The organism is Enorma phocaeensis (genome assembly GCF_016901575.1).
GTDB lineage: Bacteria > Actinomycetota > Coriobacteriia > Coriobacteriales > Coriobacteriaceae > Limicola > Limicola phocaeensis_A.
The window spans coordinates 46,574-70,760 of record NZ_JACJKQ010000002.1; the positions used below are offsets into that span (position 1 = coordinate 46,574).

Annotated in this window: 16 protein-coding genes; 12 read left to right on the forward strand and 4 right to left on the reverse strand. The window is 64.5% G+C overall.

The features are described from left to right. Nucleotides 1-36 precede the first annotated feature (36 nt). A complete protein-coding gene (locus tag H6A15_RS01890; protein ID WP_204672003.1) occupies nucleotides 37-867 on the forward strand; it encodes a MurR/RpiR family transcriptional regulator in 831 nt (276 codons plus the stop codon). A 159-nt stretch (nucleotides 868-1,026) separates the two neighbouring features. Further along, entirely contained in the window at nucleotides 1,027-3,420 is a 2,394-nt protein-coding gene (gene feoB / locus H6A15_RS01895; RefSeq protein ID WP_239462280.1) for a ferrous iron transport protein B, read from the forward strand. Between the two features lie 105 nt (nucleotides 3,421-3,525). Here the strand turns inward: feoB and H6A15_RS01900 are convergent, their stop codons facing one another. Beyond that, nucleotides 3,526-4,068 (reverse strand): cysteine hydrolase family protein, encoded by a 543-nt coding sequence (locus tag H6A15_RS01900; protein ID WP_204672004.1) that lies wholly within the window; start codon nucleotides 4,066-4,068, stop codon nucleotides 3,526-3,528. Between the two features lie 141 nt (nucleotides 4,069-4,209). Between H6A15_RS01900 and H6A15_RS01905 the strand changes: the two genes are divergently transcribed. Next, on the forward strand, nucleotides 4,210-4,758 hold the full coding sequence (locus H6A15_RS01905) for a DNA-deoxyinosine glycosylase (protein ID WP_204672005.1): 549 nt from the start codon (nucleotides 4,210-4,212) through the stop codon (nucleotides 4,756-4,758). Between the two features lie 72 nt (nucleotides 4,759-4,830). On the opposite strand, the gene H6A15_RS01910 is transcribed toward H6A15_RS01905, so the two are convergent. From H6A15_RS01910 to H6A15_RS01920, 3 genes are all read right to left on the reverse strand, one after another. Then, a complete protein-coding gene (locus H6A15_RS01910; RefSeq protein WP_204672010.1) occupies nucleotides 4,831-5,736 on the reverse strand; it encodes a hypothetical protein in 906 nt (301 codons plus the stop codon). Continuing rightward, complete coding sequence (locus H6A15_RS01915; RefSeq protein WP_204672012.1) at nucleotides 5,733-6,503, reverse strand: helix-turn-helix transcriptional regulator; 771 nt, start codon at nucleotides 6,501-6,503, stop codon at nucleotides 5,733-5,735. The genes H6A15_RS01910 and H6A15_RS01915 overlap by 4 nt, the downstream gene beginning before the upstream one ends. 355 nt (nucleotides 6,504-6,858) lie before the next feature. Then, complete coding sequence (locus H6A15_RS01920; protein WP_342635788.1) at nucleotides 6,859-8,649, reverse strand: ABC transporter ATP-binding protein; 1,791 nt, start codon at nucleotides 8,647-8,649, stop codon at nucleotides 6,859-6,861. A 404-nt stretch (nucleotides 8,650-9,053) separates the two neighbouring features. Between H6A15_RS01920 and rplJ the strand changes: the two genes are divergently transcribed. The 9 genes from rplJ to rpsJ all read left to right on the forward strand — a co-directional run bounded on the left by rplJ (nucleotide 9,054) and on the right by rpsJ (nucleotide 23,734). Continuing rightward, on the forward strand, nucleotides 9,054-9,575 hold the full coding sequence (gene rplJ, locus H6A15_RS01925) for a 50S ribosomal protein L10 (protein WP_204672014.1): 522 nt from the start codon (nucleotides 9,054-9,056) through the stop codon (nucleotides 9,573-9,575). A 107-nt stretch (nucleotides 9,576-9,682) separates the two neighbouring features. Then, the gene (gene rplL / locus H6A15_RS01930; protein WP_204672016.1) at nucleotides 9,683-10,060 is read left to right on the forward strand and encodes a 50S ribosomal protein L7/L12; all 378 of its coding nucleotides are present in this window, start codon (nucleotides 9,683-9,685) and stop codon (nucleotides 10,058-10,060) included. A 430-nt stretch (nucleotides 10,061-10,490) separates the two neighbouring features. After that, nucleotides 10,491-11,396: a UTP--glucose-1-phosphate uridylyltransferase gene (locus tag H6A15_RS01935; RefSeq protein ID WP_204672018.1), complete on the forward strand. Its 906-nt coding sequence runs from the start codon at nucleotides 10,491-10,493 to the stop codon at nucleotides 11,394-11,396. 404 nt (nucleotides 11,397-11,800) lie between these two features. Beyond that, a complete protein-coding gene (locus H6A15_RS01940) occupies nucleotides 11,801-15,220 on the forward strand; it encodes a DNA-directed RNA polymerase subunit beta (protein ID WP_239462302.1) in 3,420 nt (1,139 codons plus the stop codon). A gap of 6 nt (nucleotides 15,221-15,226) precedes the next feature. Further along, nucleotides 15,227-19,690, forward strand: a complete 4,464-nt coding sequence (locus H6A15_RS01945) for a DNA-directed RNA polymerase subunit beta' (protein ID WP_204672020.1) — start codon at nucleotides 15,227-15,229, stop codon at nucleotides 19,688-19,690. 596 nt (nucleotides 19,691-20,286) lie between these two features. Beyond that, entirely contained in the window at nucleotides 20,287-20,661 is a 375-nt protein-coding gene (gene rpsL / locus H6A15_RS01950; RefSeq protein WP_204672022.1) for a 30S ribosomal protein S12, read from the forward strand. An 83-nt stretch (nucleotides 20,662-20,744) separates the two neighbouring features. Then, nucleotides 20,745-21,218 carry a 30S ribosomal protein S7 gene (gene rpsG / locus H6A15_RS01955; RefSeq protein WP_204672026.1) on the forward strand — a complete coding sequence of 158 codons (474 nt, stop codon included), beginning with the start codon at nucleotides 20,745-20,747 and terminating at the stop codon, nucleotides 21,216-21,218. Between the two features lie 20 nt (nucleotides 21,219-21,238). Continuing rightward, nucleotides 21,239-23,362: an elongation factor G gene (gene fusA / locus H6A15_RS01960; protein ID WP_204672027.1), complete on the forward strand. Its 2,124-nt coding sequence runs from the start codon at nucleotides 21,239-21,241 to the stop codon at nucleotides 23,360-23,362. A gap of 63 nt (nucleotides 23,363-23,425) precedes the next feature. Beyond that, complete coding sequence (rpsJ, locus tag H6A15_RS01965) at nucleotides 23,426-23,734, forward strand: 30S ribosomal protein S10 (protein WP_204672028.1); 309 nt, start codon at nucleotides 23,426-23,428, stop codon at nucleotides 23,732-23,734. Nucleotides 23,735-24,187: the final 453 nt, after the last annotated feature.

Below are 24,187 nucleotides of genomic sequence, written 5' to 3' on the forward strand. Positions count from 1 at the left end.
GCCGCTGCACCGTTTCCCTATCCAAAGGAGGCCGCCATGACCGACCCGGCGCTGTTTAGGCAGCAGACCGCCTATACTCCCGCTGAACAGGTGATCATGGACTATATCGTCACGAATCCGCAGGAGTTTCTGCTGCTCTCAATCAAAGAGGTTGCGCGCCGCCTCGAGGTGTCCGAAGCCACCATCTCGCGTTTTGCGCGCCATGCCGGATTCGACGACTTCAAAGCGCTAAAAAACGGCGTGGCGTCGCAGACGCTAGGTCCTGCGGACAAGATATCCGCCAGCATTGACGAAAGCGGGGGAGACGCGCGTGCGTTCATGATCCAGCAGCGTGATTACATCGAGACCACGCTGGAAGGCCTGGATGCGGCTCAGTTCGAACGGGCGGTTGGGGCGGTGGCCGGCGCGCGTAGGGTCTACCTTCATGGCAAGGGCGCTGCCGGCGCGCTGGCAGAGCTGCTGGAGTTCAGGCTGAAGCGGTATGGAATCGCCGTAGAGCGACTGGCATCTGGTGGTTCGGAACTCATGGAAGGTCTTGCCTATGCCGGTGCCGGCGACGCTATCGTGCTGTTTGGCTTTCAGCGCGTGCCGGTCGAAGGGCAGGTGCTCATCGATGTGGGCAGACGATGTGGCTGCACGACCGTCATCTTTACCGATCGAATGGTGCAAGGGGGAGGTCAGAAGGCGGATGTGATTCTGTATACCTATCGTGGGGAGCCGCGCGCCTATCATTCCATGACGAGCGCCGTCGCCTTGCTTGATGCTTTGGTGGTGGCTGTTGGCGCGCGTCTGGATGGGAAGGCGCTTGAAGGCCTTGATCGCATCCGCGACCTCAAGCGTGCCTACGCACACCTTATTCCGCGATAGGGGGCGGCTCATCCTCATTGATGTGGAAGCGCGTCGAAGGCTGTTTGAGAGTTAGCCATAGCTAACGCATTGTACATCCCATGCTCGTATCGACTCTGCTCGCCACCGCGGCGCCAGATACATAAAATAGCTACGGTTAACATCGTTGTGAGGAACGGTATGAAAGACATGCGCCATGGGGGAGAGGGTGGCCAGACCACCCTCGAGCAGCTTGAAATAGGAAAAGATGCAATCATCGCGTCGGTCGACTGCGATGACGCGGCACTGCGCCAGCACATACTGGATATGGGGCTCACGCCGGGTACCGAGGTCACCATGATGAAGTACGCCCCGATGGGCGACCCGATGGAGATCCGTCTGCGCGGCTATGAGCTCACCTTGCGCCGAGACGACGCGGCGCACATCGCGCTCACCGGGGTGCATGACGCACACGACCGCCCGCGACGTGACTCCAGGGGCCCCTCGGTCGCACATCCCGCATTTGGCGAGGGCGCCGCCCGGCCGCGGCGTTCGGGCTCGGCGCTTGCCGAGTCGGCGCCGCTCTCGTTTGCGCTTGCCGGCAACCAGAACTGCGGCAAGACCACGCTGTTCAACCAGCTCACCGGCTCGAATCAGCACGTGGGCAATTTCCCGGGCGTCACGGTCGATCGCAAAGACGGCCAGATCAGGGGGCATGCGAACGCGCGCATCACCGACCTGCCGGGCATCTACTCGCTGTCGCCTTACACGAGCGAGGAGGTCGTGAGCCGGCGCTTCATCCTGGACGAGCATCCCGATGCGATCATAGACATCGTGGACGCCACCAATATCGAGCGCAATCTCTACCTCACCCTGCAGCTCATGGAGCTCGACCTGCCCATGGTGCTCGCGCTCAACATGATGGACGAGCTGTCCGCCAACGGCGGGTCGGTATATGTGAACGCGCTTGAGGCGGCGCTCGGCATTCCCGTGGTGCCGATCTCTGCCGCCAAAAACGAGGGCATCGGAGAGCTCGTCGAGCATGCGCTGCACGTCGCTCGCTATCGCGAACGTCCCGGCCGCGTTGACTTCTGTGCTCCCGACGGTCCCGACGGCGGGGCGCTCCACCGCTGCATCCACGGCATCTGCCACCTCATCGACGACCACGCGCAGGCGGCGGGCATTCCCGTGCGCTTCGCCGCGACCAAGCTGATCGAGGGCGACCGGCTCGTCACGCAGGCGCTTGCGCTGGAGCAAAACGAGCTCGACGCCGTCGAGCACATCATCTCCCAGATGGAAGAGGAGTCGGGCACCGACCGCATGGCAGCCCTTGCCGACATGCGGTTCTCGTTTATCGAGGATGTGTGCGCCCAAAGCGTCGTGAAGCCGCACGAAAGCCGAGAGCATCTGCGCAGTGTGGCGGCCGACCGCGTCCTTACCGGCAAATACACCGCGATCCCGGTCTTCATCCTCATCATGATGCTCGTGTTCTGGCTTACCTTCGATGTGGTCGGCCAGCGCCTTTCCGACCTGCTCGAGCTTGCGATACAGGCCTTCACGGGCATCGTTGACCACGCCTTGTACGACTTTGGCGTCAATCCGGTCGTTCATTCGCTGGTGATCGACGGCGTCTTTGCCGGCGTGGGCAGCGTGCTGTCCTTCATGCCCATCATCGTGGTGCTGTTCTTGCTGCTTTCGGTGCTCGAAGACTCTGGCTACATGGCGCGCGTCGCCTTTGTCATGGATAAGATCCTGCGCAAGCTGGGCCTTTCCGGTCGAAGCTTCGTGCCCATGCTCATCGGCTTCGGCTGCAGCGTCCCCGCCATCATGGCGACGCGCACCCTTCCCTCTGAACACGACCGCAAGATGACGGTCATGCTCACGCCCTTTATGAGCTGCTCGGCAAAGCTTCCGGTGTATGCACTGTTCTCGGCTGCGTTTTTCCCCGACTATGCGCCGCTGGTCATGGTGTCGCTGTATCTGCTGGGCATGGTGGTCGGTGTGCTCGTGGCGCTCGTGCTCAAGCACACGGCGTTTCACGGCGATCCCGTCCCCTTTGTGATGGAGCTTCCCAACTATCGTCTGCCCTCTGCGAAGACCACGCTGCTTTTGGCGTGGGACAAGGCGAAGGGCTTTGCCACCAAGGCGTTCACCATCATCTTCGTGGCAAGTGTGGTCATCTGGTTCCTGCAGACCTTCGACATTCGCTTCAACGTGGTGACCGATCAGGCGCAGAGCATGCTCGCGGCGCTCGGCACGCTTATCGCGCCGGTGTTCGTGCCCCTGGGATTTGGAAACTGGATTTCCGCCTCGGCGCTGGCGGCTGGTTTTGGTGCGAAGGAGAACGTCGTCGCGACCCTTACCGTGCTCATGGGTGGTTCGACGGCGGCGCTCGCGCAGCTGTTCACGCCGCTCACGGCATTTGTGTTCTTGACGTTCGTGTTGCTGTACACGCCTTGCGTGGCGGCGATCTCTGCCGTGAAGAACGAGCTCGGCGGCCGCTACGCCCTTATCGTGGTGCTCATGCAGTGCGGCGTGGCGTGGGTGGTCGCGCTTGCGGTGAGGCTGTGCGGCATGGCGCTGGGGCTGGCGTAGCGCGAACGCCCGGGCGCGGACGCGCCGCATGCAGGCAGGAGAGTCAGAAGAGGGCCCGGCATACAGGCGTGCCGGGCCCTCGCTTGCGCAGGCTGCGCCGGGTTGCTACGACGCGCGGTTGAGAATGGCCACCTGGCAGCTTGCCATGGTCATGAGCGCCGCCCGATGCGCCTCGGGCGTTACGCCGGCACAGAGGCTGGCATCGACCGAGACGGGGACCTCGGGCAGCGTCGCCTTGATGATGAGTGCATTTGAGACGACGCAGATGTCGGTGCAGACGCCCACGAGCTCGATGGACTCGATGGGGTCGGCCGCGTTCTCTTGCGCCAGCCAATGGGCGAGTGCCGGCGAACCGAAGGCGGGCTTCTCGAAGACGGGGGATTCGCGGTCGCGCCGGATGGCGTCAAGGCCGTCGATGAGCTGCCAGCCGTCGGTGCCCCGAATGCAGTGCGCGACGGGCAGATTTGTGCCTTCCTGTGTGGAGAGGTAGTCGTCGCCGTGCGTGTCGAGCGTGAAGACGACCTCGCCGTCGAACGAGCGCGCCGCTTCGACTACGGCGGGCGCGATGGCTTGCGCCTCGGGTGTGCCGAGGGCGCCGTCTACGAAGTCGTTCTGCATGTCGATGACGATAAGGTAGCGCTTTCCCATGGCTGCCTCCATTGCGTGGGGAACGTGTCGTTGGTTCATTGTAGCGTGGGGGCGTTCTCGCCGGAGCGCCGTCGATCGCGAGAGATAATACTGAGAATACCGGGCGGACGGATGCGCCGCGCAGGGCGTGAGGGGGCGGGCATGGCGGAATACCAGCACATATCGCATGGGTTCGAGCCGGTTTTCGACGAGCGCTCGCGCGTGCTCGTCCTCGGCTCCTTCCCATCGGTGCTGTCTCGCGCGCACAGCTTTTACTACGGCAATCCGCAGAATCGCTTCTGGCGCGTCATGGCGGCATGCCTCGGCGAAGAGGTGCCGCCAAACGCCGCGGGCGCCGTGTCTGAGGAGATGTCGATCGAGGCGAAGCGCAGGATGCTGCTGCGCCATGGCGTCGCGTTATGGGATGTCATCGAGAGCTGTGACATCAAGGGGTCGAGCGACGCGAGCATCAAGCATGTCGTGCCGGCGCGCATCGATCGCATCGTGGACGTGGCTCAGCTTGAGGCGGTGCTGTGCAACGGGGGAACCGCGGGACGGCTGTACCGCCGCCATCTTGAAGAGAAGGTCGGTCTGGTCGCCCAGGTGTTGCCGTCGACGAGTCCTGCGAACGCCTCATGGTCATACGAGCGCCTGCAGGCGAGGTGGCAGGAGGCCCTGCTTCCCTATATCGGCGGCGCCGCGGTGGGGTAGGGCCGGGCAGCGCATGGGGTGGCGCACAAAGGAGTGTGGCTGGCCGCTCGTCTCGGCGTTTGCGTCGGCGCGCTATCGGGGCGCTTGCAGCTTCGTATAGAGCAGACGAGGAAGGCGGCAGGGGACGGCGAGAACGTCGCTCCGCGCTGCGCCGGGTGAGTCATACACCTGGGGTGCTTCTCGGGCTGTGGGGTCGCCTGCACGCTTCGGCACCTGTAGAGCGCCGAATGCCATGGTGCCGCGATCGAGTTCGGGCAAGGTATATCCCATGCGGACGGCGGCGATCATCTTGTCGATGGCTTCCGAGAGCGGACGCCTCCACATGCCGAGTCGCGGGCAGCGCATGAGGCGCTCAAGCAGGGTCCCGCCTCCCGCCGCGATGCCGCCGGACCACACAAGTCCATAGTCGCCGCACCTCGAGCGAAGCCTCTCGAGCTCGGCGATGGCTGCCCCGCAATCCCTATCGGGCGTGATGGCGATGCCAAAGACGCCCATGGCGCCAGGGGTCCAGCCCGCGGCGTGAAGGCGGTCGAGCAGCCGCGTGAGGGTCGCGGCGCTGCCGGGGCGCGCGCCGTCGTTGGCGGGGGCAGCGCCGATGACGATGAGGGCGTCAGGGCAAGGATGGCATGAGGGCGCACCGCCTGCACCCGGGCATGGTGACGCGCCGCGAGCGATCGTCTCGTCGAATCGGGACCCTTCGTCAAAAGCCTCGCTTTGGGGAGGCCCCGACTTCGAGGAAGATTGCGCGCAGACCTCGAACACGGGCTTTCCGCGGGCGGACACCTCAAGGCGAAGGAGTCGCGCCCCTCCCTCAGCGGCGTTGAGCCTCAGGGCGGAGATATGCTCGTAGGCCTGGTAGGCGTCCAGAACGTCTGCGGCTACAAGATGCGAGGCATCGTCCAGGCCGTCTCCGTCGATCGCATCGGGTGACGCCGTGGCGACGGCCACGGTGCGGGGAATGTTGCGGAGCGCGCTCATAGGGAAGCCTCCGCATCGCTTGCCGCATCATCCAAAATGGTGATCTGCGTCGCCTCGACGACCTCTGGCATGTTCCGGGACTCCATCCAGGTCGTCTCATAGCTGACGTTTACATGGTCTCCCTCTCTGAGCGTCGCCGCAGCAGCAGGTTCCCGCTCGGCGGCGCTCACGCGCTCGTCCCAAATGAGGACCTCATCGGCGAGCTCGACGCGAAACTCGGTATAGGTATCGACGTCGTTTGCCCATCGGAACGGCTCGTCGAGCACGAGCGTGAACGAGCCTCCCTGCGCATCGAGGTCGACGACGCTGCCTTCGAGCTGGACGATGGTCGGTCGGGCCGCTGTGCTCACCAGCGAAGAAACCACCAGGGCGATGGCTGCGATGACAATGAGTGCCAGGACCGCCTTGCCCGCGGCGCGAATCTTCGCCTTGCCCTGTTCGAGGTTGGCGGCCACCTGTGCCAGCGCCTCTCCAGCATCTGCGTCAAGGCCGGACGATGCGTTAGGCTCCTGCGTGTTGCCTGGTGCAGCCACCTCGACGCCGTCGCCCGCCCCGGCATCGTCCCGCTCGATACCCAGCAGCTCGTCGAGGCTCATCCCATACAGGCGGGCCAGGGCGATGAGGTTGTCTGTGTCGGGCGACGTCTCCCCTCGCTCCCAATTCGACACCGCCTGGCGGCTTACGCCCAGGCGACCCGCCAGCTCCTCCTGCGTGATGCCGCGAGCGCGACGCGCTTCAGCGAGGCGTCGGGCGACCTCGACGTTCATGGCTTCTCCTCTCGCGATGAAAGGTGCAGGGCTCAGGCGGGTGCCGACCGTCGTCTCTACGATGGCGCTGGCTGCCGCCTTCTTGATGCCAGTGTATCCGTGAGAAGGGGGAGAGGCTAGCAAGCGGCGGATGTCATATCGTCCATCTGCGCAATCATCGCTTGCATAGCGAGACGGGGCGTCCTTTTGGGCCAGGGGGGACGAGAACGGGGGCATGGCGGCCTAGAATCACGGCGGCCGCCGCCAGAGCCTCAGGCGGAAGCGGGCGCCCGGCCCCGGGTTCGTCTCTCCAGGTCCGCGCGACGCGGCGGGCTGTCGGGCGCGGGCGTGCGGGGAGGTCGACCGGGCGCGGCGTCTACTCCGTTCCCAAGAACGCGCCCGACTGGCGGTTCCAAAGCTGGGCATATTCGCCGCCGGCCCGTACGAGGTCTTCGTGGCACCCGTCTTCGACGATCTCGCCGTCGCGTATCACGACGATGCGGTCGAGCTCCGCCACGGTCGAGAGGCGGTGCGCGATCACCAGGGAGGTGCGCCCGCGCATGAGGTTGGCGAGCGCCTCCTGGATGAGCCGTTCGCTTTCGGAGTCAAGGGCGCTCGTCGCCTCATCAAGCACGAGGATGGGGGCGTCGATGAGGATGGCGCGGGCGATGGCGATGCGCTGGCGCTGCCCGCCGGAGAGCTTGACGCCCCGCTCGCCCACCTGCGTGTCGAAGCCGAGCGGAAGCTTCTCGATGAACTCAAGCGCGTTTGCCTCGGCGGCTGCCCGGCGGATCTCCTCATCGGTCGCGTCCGGCCTTCCGTAGGCGATGTTCTCGCGCACGGTCCGATGAAAGAGCAGCGGCTCCTGAGGGACATAGGCGATATGCTGGCGCAAGCTGACCTGGCTCACATGCGCGATGTCCTGTCCGTCAATGAGGATGCGCCCTCCCGAGAGGTCTGCTAGGCGCAGCAGCAGCGTGGTGAGCGTGGTCTTGCCGCTTCCCGAGCGCCCCACGAGCCCTACGCGCTGCCCGGCCGGGATCGCAAAGTCAAATCCGCGGAACACCGCGTCGTCGGCCCCGGCGTCGGCGTAGCGGAAATCGACGTCGCGAAACTCGATGGCGCCTCGGGGGACCTTGAGCGCGGGGGCCGCGGGGTCGTCGGCCACGAGGCGTGGCTCGTCGAGCGCCACCGTAAGGTCGTGAGCCTCGCCAAACACGCGGTTGATCTGCTGGAACATCTGCGACAGCATGTTGAAGCGATTGCAGAGCGTGTTGGTATAGGTGAACATCATGACGAGCGTTCCCGCCGAGATGCCAAACCAGGCGCCGCCGCCCGCAATGAACACCGCCGTGATGCCCATCATGAGCACGATAAGCGAGCTTGTGACCGCCCCGGTCTTCACGGTACGGCGCATGCGCTGGCTGTCGGCGGCGCGCACCTCTTGGTTGGCGGCCTCAAACAGGTCCTGCTCGTACGCCTCGCGTCCGGCGGTCTTGACCGCGAGGATGTTGGTGATGGAGTCCGAGAGCTCTCCCGACAGGCGGTTCTGCGCCGCCGACGCCGCCGCGTTGATGGGCAGGATCTTGCGGTAGAGCTTGAAGACGATCGCAACGTAGAGGGCGAGCACCACGGCGAGTATGGCGACGTAGGCGGGCACGACGGGCGCGAGCATGGCGAGCGTGAGCACCGCCGTGGCCGCCGTGGGCAGCGCCGAGTAGGTGAAGTTATCCATAAGGAGGCTGTATGCCGAGATGAATTTCTGCGTCGAGCTGACCAGCGAGCCTCCGAAGCGGTTGGTGTGAAAGGTCATCGACTGGTTGGAGAGAGTGTCGAATGCCTGGCGGCCCAGCTCATAGCCCGCATGTATCTCCAGGCGGGCGCAGGTGTAATCCTGCAGCTTGCTGCAGACCTGGCCGGCCACATTGACCGCCACGAGCGCGATGATATAGGGACCGAAGGTGGGGAGCACCTCGTTGGGCGCCACGTCGCCCTCGCTGACCAAATCGACGATGGCGCCCACGATAAGGGGGTTGGCAAACGTGAGGAAGAAGACGTATCCCAGGGTCACGGCTACGTCTGCTACAAACATGGGCAGCTGGCTGCGGGTGACGCCCCAGTAGTAGTGAAGGGTCCGAAGGGTGACGGAACGCTTGCGGTCGGCCACGGGAATTCCTTTCGACGCTGTTTGGCCCGTATGGTACCCCAAGTTGTTTGCGATGGGCCTCGCCTCGGTCGAACATGGGGCGTCAGGTCCCGATGCCACGCGCCGCGTCGCGCGCGATAGGGAAAATGTGCACGTTTCCTGCGCGAGTCCGCCGCGACGCTTGACGTGTGGGGCGGCAGCCTGCATACTATGCAACGGTTCACGCACGAACCCGCTGCCAGAGACAGCCGGTGCCAAGGGGCAAGCCCCAAGGCTCAAAGGGGGTACCCGCCAGCCGAGGTGGTCGAGTTGATTTGCCTTCTCGCCCCCGTCGCTCATGCAGCGCGGGGGTTTCTCTTTTTCGAGGCATCCCCGCCACTCTGCGGAGGGTCGTGCCCGGAAAGTTTCAGAGGAGGTGTACACGAATGCCCCAGCAGTACAAGATCGACAAGGTCGCCGAGATCGAGTCCCATATCGCAAACACCAACGGCGTGTTTGTCGTGGGCTACAAGGGCCTGACCGTTAAGCAGGCTCAGGAGCTGCGCCATCAGCTTCGTGAGGTCGGTGCCGAGATGAAGGTGTATAAGAACAACCTCGTCCGCCTCGCCCTCAAGAACCAGGACCAGCCCGAGATCGACGACGTTCTCTTTGGCCCCACCGCCTACGTCTTCTACGAGAACGAGCCCGTCGAGCCCGCCAAGGCTCTCAAGGAGTTCGCGCAGAAGTCCAAGGGCGTGCTCGAGATCAAGGGTGGTATCTCCGAGGGGAAGGCTGTGACCGCTGAAGATGTCAGCGCCATCGCCGACCTGCCCACCAAGGATCAGCTGCTTGGCCAGATCGCCGGCCTTATCAACGGCTTCGCCCGCGACATCGCAGTTTGCGTCAACGGCGTTTCCAGCGGTCTTGCCCGTCAGATCCAGCAGATCTCCGAGCAGAAGGCTGCCTAGCGGCCTTCTGCGGCGTCATCGCCGCACCCCGGCGCGCACGTCGCGCCGCCTGACATGTGTTTTAGCTCCGTGCCCACAGGGCACGGCAACTGAAAGGATTGCTTACCATGGCTAAGCTTACCAACGATGAGATCATCGAGGCCCTTAAGGAAATGACCCTGCTCGAGGCTTCCGAGCTCGTGAAGGCCATCGAGGACACCTTCGGTGTCTCCGCCGCCGCTCCCGCCGCCGTCGTGGCCGGCCCGGCTGCCGCCGCTCCCGCCGAGGAGGAGAAGACCGAGTTCGACGTCGTGCTCGAGGGCTTCGGCGACAACAAGATCCAGGTCATCAAGGTCGTGCGCGAGCTCACCAGCCTTGGCCTCAAGGAGGCCAAGGAGGTCGTCGAGAGCGCTCCCAAGGCCGTCATCGAGGGTGCCAAGAAGGAGGACGCCGAGGCCGCCAAGGAGAAGCTCGAGGCTGCTGGCGCTGCCGTCTCCCTCAAGTAAGTGCTCGCAGGCTTCACGTCTGCCGCTTATCGGGGCTCCGCAGAGATGCGGGGCCCCTTTTTTCATGCGGCTCGTCGGGGAGAGCACCCGGGCGAGCGAGTGCCCCATGCGTATCTGCGGCGTTCGAGTCGCTAGGGGGGCGCTCGCCGGTCAATCTGATAGTCATCTGGGCGGCATGGGCGCGCCGCGTTCGCCGTGGCTGGTTGCGGGCTGCGCATGCTGCTCGCCCATCTCGACCGCTCGCCCGGCTTTTTATGCCGCCCGGGGACAGTCGTTCGGCGACCCCTTGTGATTTGCTTGAGTTTTCTTCCTAGCCGCGGGCTTCGAGGTACTATTGCTCACGTATCGCGTACCAACGTCCCGCGGCGCTCAGGCATGACACCGTGGGGCATACACCTGCGCCGACGCCTCGGCGCCCGAAAGGAACCTCATGAAGGCCATAATTCCTGCCGCCGGTCTTGGAACCCGTTTCCTGCCGTCGACGAAGTGCACCCCCAAGGAGATGCTGCCGGTTCTCGACAAGCCGGTTATCCAGTATGTAGTGGAGGAGGCGCTCGAGCCCGACGAGGTCGATGACGTCATCATCGTGACGTCTCCGGGCAAGCCCGAGCTGCTGAGCTACTTCCAGCCCGACCGCTCGCTCGAGGGGCTGCTCCGCGAGCGCGGGAAGGGCGCCTATGCCGACGCCGTCGCCGCGGTGGGCTCGCTGCCGGTCGACTTCCGCTACCAGTATGAGCCCCGCGGCCTCGGTCACGCCATCCGCTCTGCCGCGGACGCCTGCGCGGGGGAGAGCTTCCTGGTTCTTCTGGGCGACTACGTGGTGCCCGCCCGCGACATCTGCACCAAGATGCTCGAGGTGTCGCGCGCCCATGGCGGCGCGAGCGTCATCGCCGTGGCGCCCTGTGCCCCCGACGAGGTCTCTCGCTACGGCGTCGTCGCGGGCGAGCGCGCAGGCTCGCTCCCCGGCTCTGAGGACGTGGCAGACGACGAGCCGGGCGCGGTGTGGCGCATCTCCGGCCTTGTCGAGAAGCCCTCGCCCGAGGACGCTCCCTCGAACCTCTACATCGTGGGCCGCTATCTGCTTTCCGCGCACGTCATGGAGCTTCTGGCAGACCAGGAGCCGGGCGCCGGCGGAGAGATCCAGCTGACCGACGCGATGGCCCGCTCGCTCGACCGTGAGAACATGTATGCCGTGGTCATCGATCCGCTGTCTGGCTACGATACGGGCACGCCTTCCGGCTGGATGGCCACCAACGCCCTCATGGCGGCCGAGGACCCTCGCTTCCGCGACGCCTTCTGGGAGGCCATCGACGAGCGCGGCGGCCTCAAGCGCTAGGCGCCTCGCGGCCGGCAACCGAGCAAAACGGTAAACATATCGCATGAAATCAGGGAGCCCTGCCGCTCGTCGGTGGGGCTCCTTGCGTTTGGCTTCACCTAAAACTCATGAACATCTGTTCGTTATAGTGGCCCTGAGCAGGCATTCTGTAAGAAAAAAACTTTGCTAGCCCAAGCTTGCCCACGAGTCAAGCATTTTCTTGCCTAACGGTAGGCGATTGGTAAACTTATAGGTTGCGATAACTGGCTAGAGAGGCAGCGCCGGCCCCCATCGGCCGCCCGTCTGCGTCCCGGCCAACCAACCCGCCTTTATCTTGAAGGAGGAAACACCTGGTGGCAACGATTATCCCGCAAGCAACACCAACCGAGCGCGCACGCGTCAACTTCGGGAAGATCCCGCAGGCGATGCCGCTGCCCAACCTCATCTCTGTGCAGAAGGAGTCCTTCCAGCGGTTCATGGGCGAGGGCCTTCGCGAGGCTTTCCGCGAGTCCAGCCCCATCCAGAGCCAGAACCATGTGCTGGAGGTCACCTTCGGCGAGCACCAGTTCGGCGACCCGTCCCACACGGTCGACGAGTGCCGCGAGAAGGACATGACCTATCAGGCGCCGCTGCTCACCGATGTCCGCCTTACCAACAAGGAGACCGGTGAGATCAAGGAGCAGCTGGTGTTCATGGGCGATTTCCCCATGATGACCGACCAGGGCACCTTCATCATCAACGGCACCGAGCGCATCGTCGTCTCGCAGCTCGTCCGTTCGCCGGGCGTCTACTATTCCACCGAGATGGACGGCGGCAAGCAGGTCTACAAGGCGCAGGTCATTCCCGCCCGCGGCGCCTGGCTCGAGTTCGAGGTCGATAAGCGCGACCAGCTCGTGGTCTCCATCGACCGCAAGCGCAAGCAGTCTGCCACCATGTTCCTGCGCGCGCTGGGCATCGCCGTCACCAACGACGAGATCTACTCGCTCCTCGGCGATTCCGACGTCGTGAAGCGCTCCATCGAGCGCGACACGGCCCTCACCCGCGAGGACGCCCTCATCGAGATCTACCGCCGTCTGCGCCCGGGCGAGCCGCCCACCGTGGATGCCTCCCGCAGCCTGCTCGAGGGCCTGCTGTTCAACCCGCAGCGCTACGACCTGGCGCGCGTGGGCCGCTACAAGGTGAACAAGAAGCTCGGCCTCACCACCGAGGAGACGGTGACCATCCTCACCGACGAGGACATCATCGCCACCCTCCGCTACCTGCTCTCGCTTGCCGCCGGCGAGCCTGGCTTCAAGACCGACGACATCGACCACTTCGGCAACCGCCGCGTGCGCACCGTGGGCGAGCTGGTGGTGAACCAGTTCCGCATCGGCATGAGCCGCATGGAGCGTGTCGTGCGCGAGCGCATGAGCTCCCAGGACATCGACGAGATCACCCCGCAGTCGCTCATCAACATTCGCCCGATCGTGGCCGCCATCAAGGAGTTCTTCGGAAGCTCCCAGCTGTCCCAGTTCATGGACCAGGCGAACCCGCTCACGGGCCTTACCCACAAGCGCCGTCTCTCGGCGCTCGGCCCCGGCGGCCTCGCCGGCCACAAGTCGGGTTCGAGCCGCCGCACCAACGTGCCGACGGCCGTCCGCGACGTCCACAACTCGCACTACAGCCGCATGTGCCCCATCGAGACCCCCGAAGGCCCCAACATCGGTCTGATCGGCTCGCTGGCGCTCTATGCGCGCGTCAACGAGTACGGCTTCATCGAGGCCCCGTATCGCCGCGTCGAGAACGGTCGCGTGACCGACCAGATCGACTGGATGACGGCTGACGAGGAAGAGGACCACATCATCGCGCCGGCGAACACGCCCATCGATCCCAAGACGGGCGAGTTCGTGACGCTCGACGCCGACGGCAACCTCGTGCGTCCGCACGCAATCGTTGCCCGTACGCGCGACTTCGACGGCTCCTTCGGCGCCCCCGCCGACGTTCTGGTGGACGAGGTCGACTACATGGACGTCTCGCCGCGCCAGATGATCTCGGTCGCCGCCTGCCTCATCCCGTTCCTCGAGCATGACGACGCCAAGCGTACCCTCATGGGCGCGAACATGCAGCGTCAGGCCGTGCCGCTCGTGCACCCCGCCGCCCCCTACGTCGGCACCGGCATGGAGCGCCGCGCCGCCATCGACTCCGGCGAGGTCACCCTTGCCCGCCATGCAGGCGAGGTCATCTTCGCCGACGCGTCCAAGATCACCATCAAGAGCGCCGAGGGCCTGGACGAGTACAGGCTGCCCAAGTACCAGCGCTCGAACCAGTCGACCTGCATCAACCACCGCCCGCTCGTGCGCGTGGGCGACGAGGTGGCGGAGGGCCAGCCCATCGCCGACGGTCCTTCCACCGATCACGGCGAGCTCGCGCTGGGTCAGAACCTCACCGTCGCCTACATGAGCTGGGAAGGCTACAACTACGAGGACGCCATCGTCGTGTCCGAGCGCGTGGTTGCCGAGGACCTGCTCACCACCATCAACATCACCCGTCACGAGATCGATGCCCGTGACACCAAGCTCGGCCCCGAGGAGATCACCCGCGAGATCCCCAACCTCTCCGAGGACATGCTCGCGAACCTCGACGAGGACGGCATCATCCGCATCGGCGCCGAGGTCGGCCCCGGCGACATCCTGGTGGGCAAGGTCACCCCGAAGGGCGAGAGCACCCAGACCGCCGAGGAGCGCCTGCTCAAGGCCATCTTCGGTGCGAAGGCCCACGACGTCCGCGACACCTCGCTCAAGATGCCGCACGGTGCCTACGGTCGCGTCATCGACGTGGTGCGCTTCAGCCGCGAGGCTGGCGACGACCTCGCTCCGGGCGTGAACGAGCAGGTGCGCGTCTACGTCGCCCAGCGCCGCAAGATCCAGCAGGGCGACAAGATCGCCGGCCGCCACGGCAACAAGGGCGTCATCTCCGAGATCCTGCCGGTCGAGGACATGCCCTACATGGCCGACGGCACCCCGGTCGACATCATCCTGAACCCGCTCGGCGTGCCTTCGCGTATGAACGTGGGCCAGTTGCTCGAGTGCCACCTCGGCTGGGCCGCCGCCTGCGGCTGGGATCCCGAGAACGCCGATTCCGACACCTACGTGCCCGGCCCCTTCTTCGTCTCGACGCCCGTCTTCGACGGTGCCTCCGAGGACGAGATCGCCGAGGTCATCCGTCGCGCCAACAAGAACATGATCAACCTGGCGCGCGAGCGCTACGGCGAGAAGATGCGCCCCGAGTTCGTGACGCAGCTCGACGACCGTGGCAAGACCACGCTCTACGACGGCCGCTCCGGCGAGGAGTTCCGCGAGCCCATCACCGTGGGCACGTCCTACATGCTGAAGCTCGGCCACATGGTCGACGACAAGATCCATGCGCGCTCGACGGGCCCCTACAGCCTCGTCACCCAGCAGCCGCTCGGCGGCAAGGCGCAGTTCGGCGGCCAGCGCTTCGGCGAGATGGAGGTCTGGGCGCTCTACGCGTACGGCGCCTCCAACGTCCTGCAGGAGATCCTCACCGTCAAGTCCGACGATACCGTGGGCCGCGTCAAGACCTACGAGTCCATCGTCAAGGGTGAGAACATCCCCACGGCCGGCGTGCCCGAGTCCTTCAAGGTTCTCGTGAAGGAGATCCGCTCGCTCGCGCTCGACATCGAGCCGCTCCACGACGCCGAGCCCGCACCCGCTGCAGCCGTCGTCGAGGAGGACGAGCTCGAGCTCGATCCCTTCACCGACCTGCCCGAGATCGACGGCGAGGCCGCCTCGCCCGCTCTCGACGCCTCCGAAGACCTCATCGCCACCACCACTGAGAAGGAGTAGTTGACTGTGGCAGAATTCGAAGCTACTGATTTTGACGCGGTAAAGATCTCACTTGCCAGCGCCGACCAGATCCGCTCGTGGTCCTATGGCGAGGTCAAGAAGCCCGAGACCATCAACTACCGCACCCTGAAGCCCGAGAAGGACGGCCTGTTCTGCGAGAAGATCTTCGGTCCTGCGAAGGACTGGGAGTGCTCCTGCGGAAAGTACAAGGGCATCCGCTTCAAGGGCATCGTCTGCGAGCGCTGCGGCGTTGAGGTGACCACCTCCAAGGTCCGTCGCGAGCGCATGGGCCATATCGAGCTGGCGGCCCCCGTCAGCCACATCTGGTATTTCAAGAGCCCCACGACCTTCCCCATGAGCCGTCTTCTGGACATCAAGTCCAAGGACCTCGAGAAGGTGCTCTATTTTGCCAGCTATATCATTACGCACGTCGACTATGAGGCGCGCGAGGCCGACGCCGAGGACCTCCGCGAGGAGCTCGCTGCCGACCTCGAGGAGCTCGACGCCGAGTGCGCGCGCCAGATCGAGAGCCTGAAGGAGCAGGGCGACCCCGAGAACTTCGACGAGTTCTCCGATGAGGAGCCCCTCACCCAGGAGGAGATCGCTGCCGGCATCGTGGATATCCAGGAGGAGACCCGCGACGAGAAGCAGCTGCGCTCCGACGCCTTCCAGGCCTTCATGAAGCTCCAGGAGCGCGACCTCATCTCCGACGAGCCCCTGTTCCGCGAGATGAAGCGCTACTACAGCATGTACTTCTCCGGCGACATGGGCGCCGAGGCCATCCGTGACCTGCTTTCCGCGATCGACCTCGAGTCCGAGGCCGAGAAGCTCAAGGCCATCATCGCTGACGAGGACGGCCAGAAGCAGAAGCGCGAGAAGGCCGTGAAGCGCCTCGAGGTCGTGGACGCCTTCCTGAAGGGCGGCAACGATCCGGCCAACATGATCCTCGACGTCATTCCGGTCATCCCGCCCGACCTGCGCCCGATGGTGCAGCTCGACGGCGGCCGCTTCGCCGCGTCCGACCTGAACGACCTGTATCGTCGCGTGATCAACCGCAACAACCGTCTCAAGCGCCTGCTCGACCTGGACGCCCCCGCGATCATCGTGAACAACGAGAAGCGTATGCTCCAGGAGGCCGTGGACGCCCTGTTCGACAACGGTCGTCGTGGACGTCCGGTGTCCGGCCGCGGCGGCCGTCCGCTGAAGTCGCTCGCCGAGTCGCTCAAGGGCAAGCAGGGCCGCTTCCGTCAGAACCTGCTCGGTAAGCGCGTCGACTACTCCGGCCGTTCGGTCATCGTTACCGACCCGAAGCTCAAGCTGCACCAGTGCGGCCTGCCCAAGACCATGGCGCTCGAGCTGTTCAAGCCCTTCGTCATGAAGCGCCTTGTGGAGCTCGGCAAGGTCGAGAACATCAAGGGCGCCAAGCGCGCCATCGACCGCGGCGCCAGCTTCGTGTGGGACATCCTCGAAGAGGTCATCGACGGCCGTCTCGTGCTGCTCAACCGTGCACCGACCCTGCACCGTCTCTCGATTCAGGCCTTCGAGCCCGTGCTCGTCGAGGGCAAGGCTATCCACCTGCACCCGCTCGTCTGCGAGCCCTTCAACGCCGACTTCGACGGTGACCAGATGTCTGTCCACGTGCCGCTTTCGCAGCAGGCGCAAGCAGAGGCTCGCGTGCTCATGCTCTCGAGCAACAACCTGCGTTCGCCCGCGTCCGGCAAGCCGGTGAACACCCCGCGCCAGGACATGATCATCGGCGTGTACTACCTCACCCAGGAGCGCGACGGCATGCAGGGCGAGGGCCATGTGTTCGCCAGCTTCGACGACGCGCTCAACGCCTATGACGCCCGTACCGAGATCGACCTTCAGGCCAAGATCCAGGTGCGCGTGTCCGCGGCGGAGGCAAACGTCATCAACGAGGACGGCACGCGCCTGTTCCGCGTGAACAACGGCCGCGGCGACATCGTGGACTACGATGTGACGGGCACCAAGACCTGCCGCTTCGAGACCACCATCGGCCGCATCGTCTTCAATCGCCAGTGCCTGCCCGATGACTACGAGTTCATCAACTACAAGATGGGCTCCGGCGACGTGAAGCGCCTCGTGGCCGAGTGCTGCGACCGCTACCCCTCCTCCGAGGTGGCTCCGATTCTCGACAACATCAAGTTCACCGGCTTCCACTACGCCACCCGCGCAGGCCTCACGATCTCGCTGTGGGACGCCCTCATCCCTGAGGAGAAGCCCGAGATCCTGGCCAAGACGCAGGCCGACGTGGACCAGATCAACGAGTACTTCGAGGACGGCTTCATCAACGAGCAGGAGCGTCACACCGAGGTCGTCAACGCTTGGACCGCGGCGACCGACAAGGTCGCGGCCCTCATGCTCGACATGTTCGACGAGGAGAACCCGCTGTACATGATGGCCGACTCAGGCGCCCGTGGTTCGAAGACCCAGCTGCGTCAGCTCGGCGGCATGCGCGGCCTCATGGCGGACATGTCCGGTGAGACGATCGACCTTCCCATTAAGGCCAACTTCCGCGAGGGCCTGCTGCCGCTCGAGTACTTCATCTCCACCTACGGCGCACGTAAGGGCCTGGTCGACACCGCGTCGCACACCTCCGACTCCGGTTACCTCACCCGCCGTCTGGTCGACGTGGCGCAGGACGTCATCGTCCGCGAGGAGGACTGCGGCACCACCGAGGGCGTGACCTATCGCCTCACCCTCCCGGAGACCGGCGAGATCAACGCCGACCTCGTGGGCCGTTGCTTCATCGAGGACGTCGTGGCCCCGGACGGGGACGTGCTCTTCCACACCGACGAGTACATCGAGAGCACCGACGATATCCAGCGCATGCTGGATGCCGGCCTCAAGAAGGTCAAGCTGCGCGCGCTGCTCACCTGCCGTTCCAAGTACGGCGTGTGCCAGAAGTGCTACGGCTGGGACCTCTCCACCCGTCGTCCGGTCGCTATCGGCACCGCGGTGGGCATCATCGCCGCCCAGTCGATCGGCGAGCCCGGCACGCAGCTGACGATGCGTACCATTCACTCCGGCGGCGTCGCGGGCGTCGACGACATCACGCAGGGCCTGCCTACGGTCGGCCGCATGTTTGACGTCGTCGGCAACGTGAACGAGAAGATCCTGGGCCGCGAGGCAGACCTTGCCCCGCACTCCGGCATGCTCTCGATCAAGCCCGAGAAGTCCGAGTACGTGCTCACCATCACCGACCGCGACAACCCGTCGCGCATCATCGACGAGATCCGCGTGCCCGCGTCCGTGCGCTTCATGCCCGGCATCGAGGACGGCGCCGAGGTGCGCGCCGGCGACCAGCTCACCAAGGGCTTCGTGAACTTCCGCAACCTGCGCAAGCTCACCGACATCGAGTCGACCATGCACACCTTCGTGCAGTCGGTGAAGGAGGTCTACACCTCGCAGGGCGTCGACTTGAACGACAAGCACATCGAGGTCATCGCCCGTCAGATGCTGCGTCGCGTCCAGATCACCAACCCCGGTGACTCCAAGTACCTGCTCGGCCAGTACGTCGACCGCTACGAGTTCGCCGACGAGGTCGAGCGCGTCGCCCGCATCGGCGGCACGGCCCCGTCTGCCGAGCCCGCCATCCTGGGTACGCTCAAGGTCGCGTCCTCCATCGACTCCTGGCTGTCCTCCGCGTCGTTCATCCGTACGGCAGGCGTCCTCACCGAGGCCGCCATCGAGGGCAAGGTCGACCACCTGCTCGACCTCAAGTCCAACGTCATCGTGGGCAAGAAGATCCCGGCGGGCACCGGCCTCAAGCCGTATGCGAACGCCACGCTCACGTATCGCACCGCGGACGGTTACCAGGCAATCGACGGCCCCACCTCGCCCAACGCAAAGTCGCTGCCTGAGTGGGCGCCCGAGGAGCTCAAGGATCTCGACGAGCAGCTTCCGCAGCAGGTCGACTGGGCAAGCTTCGACGAGTACGGCAGCCCGGACGGGTCCTTCACCCGCAACGGCCGCACCATCTCCGCCGAGGACGCGCGCCTGTATCTGTTTGACGACCTGGGCGTGTCGCAGCGCTGGACCAACAAGTTCAGCGAGGTCGGCATCGAGACCGTGGGCGACCTCGTGGGCAAGTCCGAGGAGGACCTGCTTCGCATCGACGGCATCGGTGCGAAGGCCATCGAGGAGCTGCGCGACGGCCTTGAGGCCCACAACCTGCTCTTTATCCTCGACAACAACGACGACGTCGCGGATGAGGAGGACCTGTCGCAGCTGCTGCAGATGGTGTTCTCGCCGGACGGACCGGACGACATCCTGCTGGGCACTTCCGCCCCGCGTCACTATGACGACGAGGAGATGATCGGCGCCCCCGCCGAGAGCTCTCAGAAGAGCGGCTCCGGTGTCATCAACGAGGACATGGCCTCCCTCGACGAGCTTCTGAACCAGCTTGTCGATACCGATGACGATGCCGACGAGGAGACGATCGGCTAGCGAGGCACATCGGGTGCTTTGCGACCCATAGCGGCTTTCGCCCCACGGCGATCGACCTATACACGAGCGGCCCGCTTCCTTCCGGAGGCGGGCCGCTCGCTGTATCGATGGGCTGCATGCGTGCCGCGGCGCGATTGTTGCGCAACGGCTGGCGCCTTCGATGTCGCGCGGGGGTATCAGCGGCGTGAGATCGCGCGCGAATTGGCAAAGTGGTGTGCGGCAAACAACGCCAGCGCCCTCTATGGGGGCAGGTATTGCGACGCTGATTACTGGTTCGATATGTGCTCATAGTTCGCATGCGTGTCGGAGGGGCGCGCATGCGGGAGTGCCTCGAGGCGGCATTGACGGTTGCGGGGAGGTGGGGAAGAGGGGCTGGGGCGCCCCGGTCAAAGCAGCGGGCCCACATCTCTATCAAACAATGTGGAGACTTTCCGAAAAAGCACCAAATTAAGGAAACGCCCGGTGGCGTGGTCTGTTGACACTGCAGGCTCGCGCGCGTATTCTAGCGAACTGCGTGTTTCGAAGGTGGATGCTGACGCCTCGATTCAAGCCGTTGCACCAAGTAAAGCTGGAATCATCTGAAGAAGGAGTACGCTTTGCCTACTATTAACCAGCTGGTCCTCAAGGGCCGCAAGTCCAAGCCTGCGAAGTCCAAGAACGCGGCACTTCAGCACAACCCGCAGAAGCGCGGCGTGTGCACCCGTGTGTTCACCACCTCCCCCAAGAAGCCGAACTCGGCCCTTCGTAAGGTCGCCCGTGTTCGTCTGGTCAACGGCATCGAGGTCACCGCTTACATCCCCGGTGAGGGCCACAACCTCCAGGAGCACTCCATCGTCGCCATCCGTGGCGGCCGTGTCCGTGACCTGCCTGGTGTCCGCTACAAGATCATCCGCGGCGCCTACGACTGCGCTCCGGTCAACAACCGCAAGCAGTCCCGCTCCCGCTACGGCGCGAAGCGTCCGAAGAAATAAGGTTTACACATCTCATTCGCTTCGGGCCGCGTGATCGCGCCCGGGCATAGCAGAAGCGAAGTTTCTTACAGAGGAGATAACACATGCCGCGTCGTGCATCCAAGAATCACCGCCGCGAGGTCATGCCGGATTCGGTGTACAACAACCGCCTCGTGACCCAGCTCATCAACAAGGTCCTTCTCGACGGCAAGAAGTCCGTTGCCGAGCGCATCGTCTATGACGCGTTCGACATCGTCGCCAAGAAGTCCGAGCAGGACGCCCTCGCCGTCTTCAAGAAGGCGATGGAGAACGTCAAGCCCACGCTCGAGTGCAAGCCCAAGCGTGTCGGTGGCGCTACCTATCAGGTTCCTATGGAGGTCAACTCCCGTCGTTCCACCCAGCTGGGCATCCGCTGGATCGTGAACTTCTCGCGTGCTCGCAAGGAGAAGACCATGGCTGAGCGTCTCGCCAACGAGATCCTCGACGCCTCCAACGGCGTCGGCGCTTCCGTGAAGCGTCGCGAGGACGTCTTCAAGATGGCGGAGGCCAACCGCGCGTTCTCGCACTATCGCTGGTAATCCAGGAAGGGTAGATACTCATGGCTAAGGCTAAGTACAAGCTTTCCGACACCCGCAACATCGGCATCATGGCCCACATCGACGCCGGTAAGACCACCACGACCGAGCGCATCCTGTACTACACCGGCAAGACCCACAAGATCGGTGAGGTCCACGACGGTGCCGCCACCATGGACTGGATGGTCCAGGAGCAGGAGCGCGGCGTAACCATTCAGTCTGCTGCCACCACCTGCTTCTGGCACAAGGGCGGCAAGGCTGGCGAGGGCCCTGCCTACCGCATCCAGATCATCGACACCCCCGGCCACGTTGACTTCACCGCCGAGGTCGAGCGTTCTCTGCGCGTCCTCGACGGCGCCGTCGCCGTGTTCGACGCCGTTGCCGGCGTTCAGCCGCAGTCTGAGACCGTGTGGCGTCAGGCCCGCAACTTCAACGTCCCGCGCATCGCCTTCATCAACAAGTATGACCGCATCGGCGCCGACTTCTGGCACGCCATCGACACCATGAAGGAGCGCCTGAACGCCAACGCCGTGGCTATCCAGGTCCCCATGGGCGCCGAGGACCAGTTCTGGGGCGTCATCGACCTCGTGACCATGACCGCTTGGGACTTCAAGGCCGACGACAAGGGCATGACCTATCCCGAGCCCATGGACGAGATTCCTGCCGAGTTCGCCGAGATCGCCGCTGAGAAGCGCTCCGAGCTGCTCGACGCTGCCGCCGAGTACGATGACGAGCTCATGATGATGGTCCTCGAGGACGAGGAGATCCCCGTCGACATGCTCAAGGCCGCCATCCGCAAGGGTGTTCTCGCCAACGAGCTCAACCCGGTTCTCGTGGGTTCCGCCTACAAGAACAAGGGCGTCCAGGAGCTCCTCGACGCCGTCGTCGACTACCTGCCGAGCCCGCTCGACGTCCCCGCTGTCGAGGGCACCAACCCCGACAACGGCGAGACCGAGACCCGTGCCGCCAGCGAGGACGAGCCCTTCGCCGCACTCGCCTTCAAGATCGCTACCGACCCGTTCGTCGGTAAGCTCACCTTCTTCCGCGTCTACTCCGGTCACGTCGACGCCGGCTCCTACGTGGTGAACGCCACCAACGGCCAGCGCGAGCGTTTCGGCCGCATCCTCGAGATGAACGCCAACGACCGTATCGACGTCGACGGCGCCCACACCGGCGACATCCTCGCCGCCGTGGGCCTCAAGAACACCACCACCGGCGACACCCTGTGCGCCGAGGGCCACGAGATCGTTCTCGAGTCCATGGAGTTCCCCGACCCGGTTATCGACGTCGCCGTGGAGCCCAAGACCAAGGCCGAGCAGGACAAGATGTCTCTTGCCCTTGCCAAGCTCGCCGAGGAGGACCCGACCTTCACCGTGCGCACCGACCACGAGACCGGCCAGACCATCATCGCCGGCATGGGCGAGCTGCACCTCGAGATCATCGTCGACCGTCTCCTGCGTGAGTTCAAGGTCGAGGCCAACGTCGGCAAGCCGCAGGTCGCCTACCGTGAGGCTCCGGGCCACGACGTCGAGCGCGCCGAGGGCAAGTTCGTCCGTCAGTCCGGTGGTCGCGGCCAGTACGGCCACGCCGTCATCAAGCTCGAGAAGATGGAGGAGGGCTTCGGCTACGAGTTCGTCAACGCCATCGTCGGCGGCGTCGTGCCGAAGGAGTACATCCCGTCCATCGACAAGGGCATCCAGGAGGCCCTCGAGACCGGTGTCATCGCCGGCTACCCGGTGGTCGACGTCAAGGTGACCCTCTTCGATGGTTCCTACCACGAGGTCGACTCCTCCGAGGCCGCGTTCAAGATCGCCGGTTCCATGGCCATCAAGGACGCCCTCAAGAAGTCCGATCCGATCCTCCTCGAGCCCATGATGGCCGTCGAGGTGGAGACCCCCGAGCAGTACATGGGCGACGTCATGGGCAACCTTTCTGGTCGTCGCGGCAAGATCGAGGGCATGGACGATCGCTCCGGCTCCAAGGTCATCCGCGCCAAGGTGCCCCTGGGCGAGATGTTCGGCTATGCAACCGACCTTCGTTCGCAGACCCAGGGCCGTGCGTCCTACACCATGCAGTTCGACTCCTATGAGCCGGCGCCCAAGTCGGTTACTGACGAGGTTGTTAGCAAGGCCGGCGGCAACGCGTAGGCTCTCGCGATCATTTGTAAGCTAGTCATCGCGAGGAAGCCCTCGCACATCAAGGAGGTAACGTTGTCTACCCAGAAGATCAGGATTCGCCTCAAGGGCTATGATCACGAGGTCGTCGACCAGTCCGCGAAGCTCATCGTCGACACCGCCCAGAAGACCGGTGCCCGCGTCTCCGGCCCCATCCCCCTGCCGACCGAGCGCAACCTCTACACCGTCATCCGCTCGCCGCACAAGGACAAGGACTCCCGCGAGCAGTTCGAGATGCGCACCCACAAGCGCCTCATCGACATCCTCGACCCCACCAGCGGCACCGTCGATTCGCTCATGCGTCTCGACCTCCCCGCGGGCGTTGACATCGAGATCAAGCTCTAAGCGATAGGGTCTTAGAACTCTCACCGGAAACCCCCAAGGAGTTCCACGCGAACGTCCTCGCCCTGTGGGCTGCGGAATGTTCGCTTTGGAATCTCCTTGGGGGTTTCCTACGTTTACAGGCCCTAGGGGTCGCCAACCATTTAATATCCTTGGGGGTATCTGGGTACGTTGCGGCGTCGGATACCCCCAGGGATATTCTTATCGGGCGAACATCGATTTGCAGGTGAGGGAGGGCTGTCGGGGAAGGGGACTGCGCTTTGGCGCTTCCGCAGGCAAAGCCGAGGACCAGCCGAAGCACAGCCCCCTTCCCCGACAGCCCTCCTGCTGCGACCAGCAATTCCTTTGTGAGCAATACATGGAGACGCCCGTGCGCGTGTATACTAAGCAGCTGTGTCAATCGGGAGGATTCTGTCTCGACGAATTGCTGCATATCAGGGTTGCTCGCAGCTTCAC

Coding starts and splice junctions, on each gene's coding strand:
- H6A15_RS01890 (WP_204672003.1), top strand. CDS start 37: ATGACCGACCCGGCGCTGTTTAGGCAGCAGACCGCCTATACTCCCGCT.
- feoB (WP_239462280.1), top strand. CDS start 1,027: ATGAAAGACATGCGCCATGGGGGAGAGGGTGGCCAGACCACCCTCGAG.
- H6A15_RS01900 (WP_204672004.1), bottom strand. CDS start 4,068: ATGGGAAAGCGCTACCTTATCGTCATCGACATGCAGAACGACTTCGTA.
- H6A15_RS01905 (WP_204672005.1), top strand. CDS start 4,210: ATGGCGGAATACCAGCACATATCGCATGGGTTCGAGCCGGTTTTCGAC.
- H6A15_RS01910 (WP_204672010.1), bottom strand. CDS start 5,736: ATGAGCGCGCTCCGCAACATTCCCCGCACCGTGGCCGTCGCCACGGCG.
- H6A15_RS01915 (WP_204672012.1), bottom strand. CDS start 6,503: ATGAACGTCGAGGTCGCCCGACGCCTCGCTGAAGCGCGTCGCGCTCGC.
- rplJ (WP_204672014.1), top strand. CDS start 9,054: ATGCCCCAGCAGTACAAGATCGACAAGGTCGCCGAGATCGAGTCCCAT.
- rplL (WP_204672016.1), top strand. CDS start 9,683: ATGGCTAAGCTTACCAACGATGAGATCATCGAGGCCCTTAAGGAAATG.
- H6A15_RS01935 (WP_204672018.1), top strand. CDS start 10,491: ATGAAGGCCATAATTCCTGCCGCCGGTCTTGGAACCCGTTTCCTGCCG.
- H6A15_RS01940 (WP_239462302.1), top strand. CDS start 11,801: ATGCCGCTGCCCAACCTCATCTCTGTGCAGAAGGAGTCCTTCCAGCGG.
- rpsG (WP_204672026.1), top strand. CDS start 20,745: ATGCCGCGTCGTGCATCCAAGAATCACCGCCGCGAGGTCATGCCGGAT.
- fusA (WP_204672027.1), top strand. CDS start 21,239: ATGGCTAAGGCTAAGTACAAGCTTTCCGACACCCGCAACATCGGCATC.